The 11,061-nt window shown below is 72.2% G+C and carries 12 protein-coding genes; 6 read left to right on the top strand and 6 right to left on the bottom strand.

All coding sequences use genetic code 11. From position 1 onward, the window contains the following. Positions 1–851: MHYT domain-containing protein (locus GUY59_RS43730; protein WP_330849300.1), on the top strand; the 851-nt coding region annotated here is incomplete at its 5' end. Between the two features lie 138 nt (positions 852–989). Here the strand turns inward: GUY59_RS43730 and GUY59_RS43725 are convergent. Together GUY59_RS43725 and GUY59_RS43720 are read right to left on the bottom strand one after the other, a co-directional pair. Further along, positions 990–2,015 carry a 6-phosphofructokinase gene (locus GUY59_RS43725; RefSeq protein ID WP_132336319.1) on the bottom strand — a complete coding sequence of 342 codons (1,026 nt, stop codon included), beginning with the start codon at positions 2,013–2,015 and terminating at the stop codon, positions 990–992. A gap of 329 nt (positions 2,016–2,344) precedes the next feature. Next, a complete protein-coding gene (locus tag GUY59_RS43720) occupies positions 2,345–3,247 on the bottom strand; it encodes a lactonase family protein (RefSeq protein ID WP_161715031.1) in 903 nt (300 codons plus the stop codon). A gap of 94 nt (positions 3,248–3,341) precedes the next feature. Here GUY59_RS43720 and GUY59_RS43715 point away from each other — a divergent pair, with 94 nt between their 5' ends. Beyond that, the gene (locus GUY59_RS43715) at positions 3,342–4,202 is read left to right on the top strand and encodes a bifunctional helix-turn-helix transcriptional regulator/GNAT family N-acetyltransferase (RefSeq protein WP_252375219.1); all 861 of its coding nucleotides are present in this window, start codon (positions 3,342–3,344) and stop codon (positions 4,200–4,202) included. Here GUY59_RS43715 and GUY59_RS43710 read toward each other — a convergent pair. Continuing rightward, on the bottom strand, positions 4,159–4,413 hold the full coding sequence (locus tag GUY59_RS43710; protein WP_161715030.1) for an MMPL family transporter: 255 nt from the start codon (positions 4,411–4,413) through the stop codon (positions 4,159–4,161). The two genes, GUY59_RS43715 and GUY59_RS43710, sit on opposite strands and share 44 nt — an antisense overlap. A gap of 80 nt (positions 4,414–4,493) precedes the next feature. On the opposite strand from GUY59_RS43710, the gene GUY59_RS43705 reads away from it, so the two are divergent. Continuing rightward, on the top strand, positions 4,494–4,934 hold the full coding sequence (locus GUY59_RS43705; RefSeq protein WP_161715029.1) for a hypothetical protein: 441 nt from the start codon (positions 4,494–4,496) through the stop codon (positions 4,932–4,934). 34 nt (positions 4,935–4,968) lie between these two features. Here the strand turns inward: GUY59_RS43705 and GUY59_RS43700 are convergent, their stop codons facing one another. Both GUY59_RS43700 and GUY59_RS43695 read right to left on the bottom strand, forming a co-directional pair. After that, a complete protein-coding gene (locus GUY59_RS43700) occupies positions 4,969–5,991 on the bottom strand; it encodes an alkaline phosphatase PhoX (protein ID WP_138208026.1) in 1,023 nt (340 codons plus the stop codon). Between the two features lie 170 nt (positions 5,992–6,161). Further along, positions 6,162–6,629 carry a Dps family protein gene (locus GUY59_RS43695; RefSeq protein WP_132336331.1) on the bottom strand — a complete coding sequence of 156 codons (468 nt, stop codon included), beginning with the start codon at positions 6,627–6,629 and terminating at the stop codon, positions 6,162–6,164. A 114-nt stretch (positions 6,630–6,743) separates the two neighbouring features. Here GUY59_RS43695 and GUY59_RS49585 point away from each other — a divergent pair, with 114 nt between their 5' ends. Both GUY59_RS49585 and GUY59_RS43685 read left to right on the top strand, forming a co-directional pair. Then, positions 6,744–7,583, top strand: a complete 840-nt coding sequence (locus GUY59_RS49585; protein ID WP_171055600.1) for a helix-turn-helix domain-containing protein — start codon at positions 6,744–6,746, stop codon at positions 7,581–7,583. Continuing rightward, a complete protein-coding gene (locus GUY59_RS43685) occupies positions 7,580–10,036 on the top strand; it encodes a VIT domain-containing protein (protein ID WP_201762058.1) in 2,457 nt (818 codons plus the stop codon). Before GUY59_RS49585 ends, GUY59_RS43685 begins: the two co-directional genes overlap by 4 nt. 21 nt (positions 10,037–10,057) lie before the next feature. On the opposite strand, the gene GUY59_RS43680 is transcribed toward GUY59_RS43685, so the two are convergent. Next, on the bottom strand, positions 10,058–10,321 hold the full coding sequence (locus GUY59_RS43680; protein ID WP_138208027.1) for a YciI family protein: 264 nt from the start codon (positions 10,319–10,321) through the stop codon (positions 10,058–10,060). 72 nt (positions 10,322–10,393) lie between these two features. Between GUY59_RS43680 and GUY59_RS43675 the strand changes: the two genes are divergently transcribed. Next, a partial coding sequence (locus GUY59_RS43675; RefSeq protein ID WP_161715028.1) for a Crp/Fnr family transcriptional regulator occupies positions 10,394–11,061 on the top strand: 668 nt, incomplete at its 3' end.

Here is an 11,061-nt window from a genome sequence, read left to right as displayed (position 1 = left end):
CCCATACTCCCTTATCAGTGCGCGAGGGACGGATGGGTATGCCGGTCGATCATTTCTCTGTCGGGTTCGTGACGCCCGTCACCGCCTACGTCATCTCCAGCGTGGGCTCGATGCTGGGCCTGCTCCTCACCTCGCGAGCCCGCGTGGCCGGCGGGCGGGCCGGCGCGTTCTGGCTGGTGGGGGCGGCCTTCGCCATCGGCGGCACGGGCATCTGGACGATGCACTTCATCGCCATGCTGGGCTTCTCCGTCCCCGGCATGACCATCCGCTACAACGTGCCGCTCACGGTGGTCTCCGCGCTGATCGCGATCGTGGTCGTAGGGGCGGGGCTGTTCCTCGCCTCGTACGGCGGCGACAGCCTGATCTACCTGGCCGGCGGCGGTCTGCTGACGGGAATCGGCGTGGCGAGCATGCACTATCTCGGCATGGCCGCGATGAACATGTCAGCGCATGTCTCCTATGACCCTGCGGTCGTGTCGATCTCGGTGCTGATCGCGATCGCCGCGGCCACGGTGGCGCTGTGGTTCACCGTACGCGTCAGCGGCACGCTCAAGATCGGGGCGGCGGCGCTGGTCATGGGCCTGGCGGTGGCGGGCATGCACTACACCGGGATGGCCTCCATGTCGGTGACGCCGCACCACGAGCCCGTGGCGGTCTCCGGAGCCGCGGCCATCGACTTCCTGCTGCCGCTGATCGTCGGCACCAGCCTGATCACCGTGGGCCTGCTGCTCGCCGTCCTGCTGTCGCCGTCGGAGAAGGAACTGCGCAGCGAGGCCGCCTACCGGGCCCGGCTGCGCGCACACGACGAGGGCGCGCCGGAGACGGATCTCTTCGGCACGCCCCGTCGATGATCTATGTCATGGGCACGGCCTGCGTCGCACAGGTGGGCCGCCGACGAACTGCGGCGCAGGCCGTACCCCTTAGGGGGTTGTAGCGGTAAACCCCGCTGATGAAGAAGCTACGGCCGCCCGCTTGCAGCCCGCTTACAGTCAGCCGAAGAACACCTCGGCCTCGGCGTAGCGCGAGACGGGCACGGTCTTCAGCTCGGCCGTGGCCTCGTCGAGCCCGACGCGGACGATGTCGGTGCCGCGCAGCGCGACCATCTTGCCGTAGTCGCCCTCGTGGGCCGCGTCGATCGCCTGCAGCCCGAACCTGGTGGCCAGCACCCGGTCGTAGGCCGTCGGGGTGCCGCCGCGCTGGATGTGGCCGAGCACCGTCGTGCGGGCCTCCTTGCCGGTGCGCTTCTCGATCTCCTTGGCCAGCACCTCGCCGATGCCGCCCAGCCGGACGTGGCCGAACGCGTCGAGCTCGCCCGCCTGCAGCTCCATCTGGCCCTCTACGGGGTGTGCGCCCTCGGCGACGACGATGATCGGCGAGTAGCGGGTGCGGAAGCGCGACTCGACGTATTCGCAGACCCGGTCGATGTCGAACGGCTTCTCCGGGATGAGGATGACGTTCGCGCCGCCGGCCATGCCCGCGTGCAGGGCGATCCAGCCGGCGTGCCGGCCCATGACCTCGCAGATGAGCGCCCTGTGGTGGGACTCCGCGGTGGTGTGCAGGCGGTCGATGGCCTCCGTCGCGATGTTGACGGCGGTGTCGAAGCCGAAGGTGTAGTCGGTGCCCGACAGGTCGTTGTCGATCGTCTTGGGCACGCCCACGACCTTGACGTCGCGGTCGTAGAGCTGCTTGGCGACGCCCAGGGTGTCCTCGCCGCCGATGGCGATCAGGGCGTCGACGCCGGTCGAGGCGAGGTTGTCCTTGATCCGGTCGACGCCGCCCTCGATCTTGATGGGATTGGTGCGCGAGGATCCCAGGATGGTCCCTCCGCGCGGCAGGATGCCGCGGACGGCCTGGATGTCGAGCGGCATCGTGTCGCCTTCGAGCGGACCGCGCCAGCCGTCGCGGAAGCCGACGAACTCGTGGCCGTACGCGCTCACCCCCTTGCGGACCACTGCCCGGATCACGGCGTTCAGGCCGGGGCAGTCGCCGCCCCCGGTGAGCACTCCAATACGCATGGCGGGTTCCTCCCGATGGGGTTCACGTCCAGAATCGCATGGTCAGAATCGCATGTTCAGACCTGTTCAGACGGCATTCTGCCCGTACGCGCGGGCAGTGGTCTAGACCAAACGCCAGGTCCACCCGCCCAATCTGAACATGGATGCCATTCTGCCGCAGTTCCCGTGACCGTCGCGCGCGCCGAAGCGCCTGGCGCACCCGTGCCCGTGGGCCCCGCCGCGCGCGGCTCGCTGATGCTCCGCGCCGGGGCGGCGGCCGGATCGCTGCTCCCCGGCAGGACCGGCTGCCGGGCGTCCCCGCGGAGGGCCGGGACGCCGCCCACGGCGACTTACGTGATCAGCACGCAGGCCGGGCTCTCCACCTCGTACACCTGCCCGGCCGGCTCGGGGACGCCGTCCTTCAGCGTGAGGACGTTCACGCTGCCGGAGCGCTGGTTGGCGACGTACATGCGGTCGCCGTCGATGGCGAAGTGCCGCGGCCAGTCGCCGCCCGACGGCACCTCGGCCACCACCGACAGGTCGTCACGCAGCACGGTGATCGTGTCGGGGCCGCGGTTGGCGACGTAGACGTAGCCAACCGCGAGCTCCAGGTGCGAAGGGGCGTTCTCGCCCTGCCGCCCGGAGGCGGGCACGACCGTGCGCCGCTCACCCTCCAGGAGGGTGACCGTGCCGGCGAGCTCGCCCGCGACGTACAGGCGCGAGCCGGCGAAGGCGAAGTGGCGCGGGCCGGTGCCCGGCTCCATCGTGATCGGCTCCAGCGGCGTGCCGTCGGGGCGGTAGCGGCGGATCTCGTCGGTGCCGAGGTCGGACACGTGCAGGAGACCGTCATGGAAGACCGCCTCGTGGGCGTGCGGGCCCGCCTGCCGGTCCGGGTCGGGGCCTGAGCCCTCGTGCCGTAGCACGATCGGCTCGCCCTCGAACGCGCCCCTCGAGTCGAGGTGGTAGAGGACGGCCGTGCCGTCGCCGTAGTTGGCCGCCGCCAGGAGCGTGCCCGTGGGGTCCACGGCGACGTGGCAGGGGCTGTCGCCCTCGCTCGGCCGTTCGTCCAGCGGCCTGAGGCCCTCCTCCCCCATCGTGTACGCGGTGAGCCAGCCGCGTTCGAGCTCTCCCACCGCGTACAACACCGGCAGGGTGGGATGGGCGGCCAGGAACGAAGGGGCCGCCACCCGGGTCAGGTCGCCGCCGACCGTCACGATGCCGGGGCCGTATCCGCCGATGTACAGGTGCTTCACAGCGGGAATCCTCCTATGGTTGACTATGGCAATGGGTCCATTGCCAGAAGCAAGGGTTTCTGAGGTAAGAGCCTTCAACAGGTTCTATACGAAGGTGATCGGCGCACTCCAGGCAGGGATGCTCGACTCGCCGTACTCACTGACCGAGGTGCGGGTGCTGTTCGAACTTGCGCACGCCGAGCGGATGGAGACCGGGGAGCTGCGCGGGCTGCTCGGCCTGGACGCCGGCTACCTCAGCAGGATGCTCGCGCGTTTCGAGGGCGACGGGCTGATCACGCGCGAGCGTTCCGCCGCCGACGCCCGCAAACAGCTCGTACGCCTCACGCCCGCCGGCGCGGAGGTCTTCTCCGGGCTCGACAGGCGTTCGGCCGGGGAGGTCGAGCGGCTGCTGTCCGGGTTGCCCGAGCCCGACCAGGACCGGCTCGTGGCCGCCATGGGGACGATCAGGCGCCTGCTCGCCCCGCCCGCCGAGCGGCAGCCGTACGTGATCAGGCCCCCGCGCACCGGCGACCTGGGCTGGGTCGTCTCCCGCCACGGTGCCCTCTACGACGCCGAGTACGGCTGGGGCGCCGGCTTCGAGCAGCTGGTCGCCAGGATCGTCGGCGAGCTCGACTTCTCGCGCGACACCGGGTGGATCGCCGAGGAGGGCGGGGAACGGGCCGGATGCGTGTTCTTCGTCCGGCAGGACGCCGCCACGGCCAAGCTGCGGCTGTTGCTGGTCGAGCCGTCCGCGCGCGGCATGGGCATCGGGCGACGGCTCGTGGAGGAGTGCCTGCGGCATGCGCGGGCCGAGGGCTGCGAGCGCATCACGTTGTGGACGCGCGACTGCCTGGCGAGCGCGCTGCGCATCTACCAGGCAGCCGGGTTCGAGCTGCAGTCTCAGGAGAAGGGCATGGAGAACGGCGTCGAGGTCACCGACCAGATGTGGGCGCGCGACCTGCGGGCCACCAGTTGAGCGGCCCCGCCAGGCGCATCAGGCTCGGCACCAGGATCGTTCTGATCACCGTCGCGTCCACCAGCACGGCCACCGCGATGCCGACACCCAGCATCTGCACGAAAGACACTCGCGCGGTGGCGTAGGCGGCGAACGTCAGCGCCAGGATCCCGCCGGCCGCCGTGATGAGCGGGGCGGGCGACGCCGGGGAGCCGGGACAGGCGCGCGGCATACCCCGAGACATCACCTGCCGCCGCGCTCTTCGAGATCACCTGGATGGCGTCCGTCTCCTCCGCCGGGAAGGAGCGGCGGATGACGTCCTGGATCTGCCGCGAGGACGCTTCGGGAGGCAGGATGCGGTCGTCGGCCACGCCGAAGCGCAGCCCCAGGAACGGCGATGCCAGCACGAGCAGCACCACCAGGGCGGCCCCGCCGGACAGCAGCGGCCGCCGCATCACCCGCCAAGCCAGCGCGTGCCAGAACCCCGCCACGCGCTCCGCCTTGTACGGGACGGCGACCGGCGATCGCCTGGCCGAGGCGGCCGGCCGGTTGCACGACGACATCGCCCGGCACGTCGCCGCCATGCTCCGCCGCCGCTCCACCGGCCTCTCCGAGGAACGCGCCCTGCTCACGGGCAGCATGGCGCTGGCCACGGTGAAGGCGGTGATGCCGATGATCACATCAGCGTCCGCCGAACGTGGCGCCGAACTGGTGGACGAGCTGAAGCTCATGCTCGTGCGCTATCTGGGCTGACCGGCGGGGGCCGACGCGCCGGCACGGCGGGAGGTCAGGCGCGGAAGGGGCCCGTCACCTCGAACGTGTGGCCCTCGGCGCGGCCCCGCCGCGCCGAGAAGTAGAGCCGATCGCCGTCGGGTGAGAACGCCAGTCCGGTCAGCTCGGCGCCGTCGTGCCCCTCCAGGCGCAGGAACGGCGTGACCTCCCGGTCAGGGGCGATGACGTCGATCTGCGTGGTCTCCCTGGCCACGTAGAGGTCCCCCGAGGGCGCCGCCGTGATGGCGCGCACGCCCGAGCACAGCCGGTCGAGTGTCGAGGTGTGCACGTCGTAGGCCCACAGGCCGGCGTCGCCCTTGGTGGTGAAGTAGCACACCCCGCCCGCGTAGTGGCACCCGTCACCGCCGTCGAAGTGGCGGGCGTCCTCGACCTGGTGGCGGGCCTCCTGGCGGAGCGCCGCCGGCGAAGGAACCACCCGCCAGCGGCCCGAGGCGCACAGCACCTCCAGCGTGCCCTCCGTCAGGTCGCCCCAGTCTCCGGGCCTGAACCGGTAGAAGCAGCCGTCGGGCTCGTCCTCGGTCATGTAGACCACGCGCCGCTCCGGGTCGCAGGCGGCGGCCTCGTGCTTGAAACGGCCCATGGCCAGGCGGGGACGGGCGGCGCGCGCGCCGTAGGGGTCGCACTCGAAGACGCGTCCGCGGTGGCCCAGCTCGCACGACAACCAGGTGTGCCACGGTGTGGCGCCGCCCGCGCAGTTGAGATCGGTGCCCGACAGGATGCGATAGGCGTCGGCGACGCTGCCGTCGGCGCGGAAGCGCAGCGCCGACGCGCCTCCGAGCAACGGCAGCTCGGAGTTGGACACGTAGATCCAGCCGCCGCCGTCGGGGAAGCAGGCGCCGCCGTCGGGCGCCGCGTGCCAGGTCAACCCGGCCACCTTGTGCCCGGAGCGGGCCACCTCCCTGCCGTGGAACCCGGAGGGCAGGACGAGCCCGTGCTCGCCCGGCAGCCGGAGCGGGCCGTACGGGCTCACGCCGCCCTGCAAGAGCGGGCCCGTGCGGAGGAGAGTCTTGTGGGACATCGTGGGGCCTCCCTCTAGGTGCCACGCTAGTCGACCGCACGGACATGAATGGCAGGGACTCGTCACTTCAAACTCTGCGCAAACCCCACCGCTCCACGAGCTGATCACAAGGTTCACGACAGACGAAGAGCCCGGGTGCTCCGCCTGCGGATCCCGGACTCCTCGGTGCGTCAGCGCTGGGCCTGGAACATCCAGTGCTGCTTGTCGATCTCCCGCGCCACGGCGATGAGCAGGTCCTGGGTGACGGGGTCTGGCTCGTCGGTGAGCCGGATGCGCTCGTACATCCGCTTGCTGATGCCGTCGAGCGTCTCGGTGATCGTCGCCACGACCTTGCCATCCTCCAGCCAGCCGCCGTCCGGCTGCGGGAGCTTGGTGTTCCTGGCGACCGTGGCCGAGCGGCCGTCCGGGTTGATCCCGAGGGCGACGCTGCGTTCGGCGAGGATGTCCATGTGCTTCCTGGCCAGCTCGGTGACCTTGTCGAGCTGCCGGTGGATCGGGCGGAAGTGGGCGCCGACGAGGTTCCAGTGGGCCTGTTTGGCGACCAGCGAGAGGTCGATCAGATCGACCAGAGCGCCCTGCAAGGCTTCGGCGACCGTGCTCCTGGCATCACCCGCGAGTGGACCGGTGATCGTGGCCATGTCGTCATTCCTCCCTATTCGGTCGGACTGTCCCTTTTAATAACGACTCCCGGTCCTGCGTTCTTCCGTACGCCATTATTGACAGTGTAATAGTGACAGTGTCATTGTGAGGGTATGAGCGACACCTGGACCATCGGCGAGCTGGCCGACCACGCCGCGCGGGCGCTGCGCGACAGCGCGGCGCCCACCGCCAACGGCCGGGTCCGCGACGTGCCCGGGGAACGGCTGATCAGGTGGTATACGACCATCGGCCTCGTGGACCCGCCCCTCACCAGGCGCGGCAGAATCGCCCGGTACGGACGGCGCCACCTGCTGCAACTCGTGGCCGTCAAACGGCTGCAGGCGGCGGGCCGGTCGATCGCCGAGATCCAGGCCGCCCTCGCGGGGGCGACGGACCGCATGCTGGAGACGGCCGCCGGTCTCACCACGCCTCCTGAGGCGGCCACACGACCGGCCGCCGGCGCCCCGCCGGCGAACGGGCCTCCCGCGCCCGCCCCTCCGGCCACGGGAGCCCGTGCCGCCGGCGGGCACGGGGAACGGCCGCAGGACGGCGACGAGGCTCCGGACGACCTGGCACGCGGGAGGTTCTGGGCCGCGCACCCGGGTAGTGGGGTCGGCGCGGGGCACCGGAATTACGCCGCCGGCCCCGCCACCACAGGGCCCGGCACAGGGCCCGGCACAGGGCCCGGCACAGCGCCCGGCACAGGCGACGCGGGCCGGCCTGCGGCCGGAATGGCCGCGACGCCGGGGGACGACGGCACGCGGCGCCGAGCCGGAGCGGCAGGCCGGCGGGCGGGTGGCATGGTGGCGGGAGCGGTGGCAGGAGTCGTGTTGGCGGACGGGGTGCGGCTGGTGCTGGACACCGGCCGGGCGCCGTCCGATGAGGACGTTCAGGCGGTGCTGGCGGCGGCCGGGCCGCTGCTCGCGGTGCTCGAAGAGAGGCAACTGACATGAACATCACTTCGCTGGAGCCCGCACGGTGCCTGCCGGTGCCGGACGCCGGGTTCGGCGCCCTGCGGACGGAACGTGGCAACCTGCCGCTCGAAAGCGTGGACGTGGCCGCCGACATCTCGGGGCTCATCGCCGGGGTCGAGGTCACCCAGGGGTTCAGAAACCCGTTCGACGTCACCTTGGAGGCCACGTACGTCTTCCCGCTGCCCGACCGGGCGGCCGTGACGGGCTTTCGCATGGAGGCCGGCGACCGGGTCGTCGAGGGCGTGCTGAAGGAGCGAGGCCAGGCCAGGGCCGACTACGACCAGGCGCTGCGCGAGGGCAGGCGGGCGGCGATCGCCGAGGAGGACCGGCCGGACGTCTTCACGATCAGGGTGGGCAACATCCTGCCCGGCGAGCGCGTCTCCGTCAGGCTGACCATGAGCCAGCCCCTGCCGTACGAGGACGGCGCGGCCACCTTCAGGTTCCCGCTGGTCGTGGCCCCGCGCTACATCCCGGGCACTCCCATCGACGGGCGGCCGGCCGGGGACGGCGCCGCGCCCGACACGGACGCGGTCCCGGACGCGTCGCGGATCACGCCTCCCGTGCTGCTGCCCGGCTTTCCCGACCCGGTGCGGCTCTCGCTCAGCGCCCGCGTGGACGCCGCGGGCCTGCGGCTGCGTGGCCTCGCCTCCAGCCTGCACGTGGTCGAGGAAGAGGGCGGGACGGTACGCCTGCGCCCCGGTGAGCGGCTCGACCGCGACTTCATCCTGCGCATGTCGTTCGACGCCTCCACGTCGTTGCAGCTCGACGGCGGGGCCGAAGGCGGGAGGACCTTCGCGCTGACCGTCGTGCCGCCGCCGCTGCAGGCCACGCGGTCGCCCCGCGACGTGGTGCTGCTGCTCGACCGCTCAGGCAGCATGGGCGGCTGGAAGATGGTCTGCGCGCGCCGGGCCGCCGCGCGCATCGTCGACACGCTGACCCCTCAGGACAGGTTCGCGGTGCTGACCTTCGACTCCGTGGTGGAGCAGGCGTTCGAGGGCCTGGTGGAGGCCGATGACCGCAACCGCTACCGCGCCGTCGAACATCTGTCCCGGGTCGACGCCCGCGGCGGCACCGAGATGCTGGAGCCGCTGCAACAGGCCGTCACCCTCCTCGACGGCACCTCCGGACGCGAACGCGTCGTGGTGCTGGTCACCGACGGCCAGGTGGGCAACGAGGACCAGATCCTGGAGCAGGCCGGCGGGGCACTGTCGGTCATGCGCGTGCACACCGTCGGCATCGACCGGGCCGTCAACGCCGGGTTCCTCGGCCGGCTGGCGGGGCTGGGCGCGGGCAGGTGCGAACTGGTCGAGTCGGAGGACCGGCTAGACGCCGCCATGGAGCAGATCCACCGCAGGATCGGCGCTCCCCTGGTCACCGACCTGTCGGTCAAAGGCCTCGACGTGGAGTCCGGCACGGTCACGCATCTCGGCTCGATCTTCCCCGGCGTGCCGCTGCGGGTGTACGGGCGCTACCGCGAGGGTTCCTCGCTGACCGTGCGCGGCATGGCGGCCGACGGCCCGTGGGAGGAGCAGGTCCAGGGCGTGGAGGTGGACAATCCGGCCATCCGCGCCGTCTGGGCCCGTACGCACCTTCGGGAGCTCGAAGACCGGTACGCCATGGGCGAGCACGACCTGGAGTCCACGATCGTGCGCACGTCCCTCGACAACGGCGTGCTCTGCCGCTTCACCGCCTACGTCGCGATCGACACCAGGCAGGTCGCCGAGGGCGGCCCCGAACACCGCGTCATCCAGCCGGTCGAGCCGCCGAGCGGATGGGAGCCGCCGCGCGGCGCCGCGCCGATGGCCGGGTTCGGGCACACGATGATGGCCGCCGCGCCCGCGGCCGCCGTACGCATGCGGCATCCTCAGGCCTTCGCCCCCGACAGTGAGCAGGGGCTGCTCGCGGGCGGCGACGCCGGCCCGGCCGGCCTGCCTCCGATGCCGGGAGCTCCTGCGCGGCGGGGCTCCGCCCGTGGCGGTTCCCGCTCGCCGGGGTCCGGCCCGCGGCGCGCGGACCCGCTGGCGCCGGTACGCCCGCAACTGGTGGCCGAACTGGGCAGGCTGACGGCGCTGCCCGGGCCCGACCTGCTCTACCTGGCCGACCTGGGCTCGCGGCTCGCCGCACTGGCCGCGTACCTGGGAGGGAACGAGGAGCTGGCGGCGCTGGCCCGCGAGCTGGAGGCGGCCGAGCGACCTGGAGCGGACGCGCAGGCCCTGCACGACCGCGCCGTCGCCGTCCTCACCGCACTCACCCGCGACCTCGCCGTACCGGACCCCCCAAGGGCTCTCTCACAAGACCCCGCATGGGACCCCTCGCCGGGCGCCTCGCCGGACCCCTCACGGGACCCCTCACCGGGCGCCTCACCGGGCGCCTCACCGGGCGCCTCGGGTGAGGCCGAGCGGCGTCGGGGCCCGTTCTGGAAGCGGACCTAGACCGGGCGGCCACCGGGGCGGTCACATGATCGGCGTCCACTCCTTGAGCAGGACGACCTCGGAGCCGCCGGCCGCCGTGTACGGGTCCCGCCGGAGGATCTCCCGCAGTTCCTCCTCCCCGGACACCTCGTAGACGTGCAGCGCCCCGGTGTCGTCCGCCCACGGCCCGGCGGTCACCAGCCGCCCTTCCTCCTTGAGCCCGCTCAGATGGTCCCGGTGCGCGGGCCGGGCCGCGAGCCGCCGTGGGTCGCCGTCGAAAGCCAGGTGCACTACGTATCTCGCCATGTCTGCACGCTAGGCCCGAGCCCTCCGCCCGCTCAGCATCGCGGGGCACGGCGAGGGTGTATATCGGGATACATGACGTACGCGCTGACCGACCTGCCGATGTTCGCCCAGCTGGGAGAGGAGCGGTTGCGCGGGCTGCCGGCGCGGCCCAGGCGTTATCCGGCGGGGCAGGTGCTGTGCACCGAGGGCGACCCCGCCGACCACCTGATCGTGCTGCTCGACGGGCGGGTCAAGGCCGGGCGGGTGAGCGCGGAGGGCCGCGAGGTGATCCTCACCGTGGAGGCGGCGCCGGTCGCGTTCGACAAGACGGCCCTGCTCGTGGACGGCCCGCACCGGGCGACCCGCACGGCCCTGACGGCGGTGGAGGTCGCCTACGTTCCGCGCGCCGCCGTACTCGACCTGATCGCCGGCGAACCGGAGGTCGCGGCGCGGCTGCTGCGCACGCTGGCCGCGACCGTGCGGGATCTCGACGAGCGGCTCACCGACGCGGCGGTGCGCGACGTGCCGACGCGCGTGGCGGCCTGGCTGGTACGCCGCTGCGCCGGCGGCCCGGTGCCGCTCCATGGGGGCCAGGCGGGTCTTGGTGCGGAGATCGGCGCGACCCGGGTGAGCGTCAACCGGGCACTGCGCGGCTTCGAGCGCCGGGGCATGATCGAGATCTCCGCCGGTGCGGTGACCGTGCTGGATCCCGTCGCCCTCTCCCGCCTGGCCTCCGTCCCGGCGCCGGCGGAGATCTCGAT

Source organism: Nonomuraea sp. K271, assembly GCF_009908215.1.
Classification (GTDB): Bacteria; Actinomycetota; Actinomycetes; order Streptosporangiales; family Streptosporangiaceae; genus Nonomuraea; species Nonomuraea longispora.
Note: the sequence above shows the minus strand (reverse complement) of the source record. Positions and strands in the feature narration are given on the sequence as shown.

Coding starts and splice junctions, on each gene's coding strand:
- GUY59_RS43725 (WP_132336319.1), bottom strand. CDS start 2,015: ATGCGTATTGGAGTGCTCACCGGGGGCGGCGACTGCCCCGGCCTGAAC.
- GUY59_RS43710 (WP_161715030.1), bottom strand. CDS start 4,413: ATGCCGCGCGCCTGTCCCGGCTCCCCGGCGTCGCCCGCCCCGCTCATC.
- GUY59_RS43705 (WP_161715029.1), top strand. CDS start 4,494: ATGACGTCCTGGATCTGCCGCGAGGACGCTTCGGGAGGCAGGATGCGG.
- GUY59_RS43700 (WP_138208026.1), bottom strand. CDS start 5,991: ATGTCCCACAAGACTCTCCTCCGCACGGGCCCGCTCTTGCAGGGCGGC.
- GUY59_RS43695 (WP_132336331.1), bottom strand. CDS start 6,629: ATGGCCACGATCACCGGTCCACTCGCGGGTGATGCCAGGAGCACGGTC.
- GUY59_RS49585 (WP_171055600.1), top strand. CDS start 6,744: ATGAGCGACACCTGGACCATCGGCGAGCTGGCCGACCACGCCGCGCGG.
- GUY59_RS43685 (WP_201762058.1), top strand. CDS start 7,580: ATGAACATCACTTCGCTGGAGCCCGCACGGTGCCTGCCGGTGCCGGAC.
- GUY59_RS43680 (WP_138208027.1), bottom strand. CDS start 10,321: ATGGCGAGATACGTAGTGCACCTGGCTTTCGACGGCGACCCACGGCGG.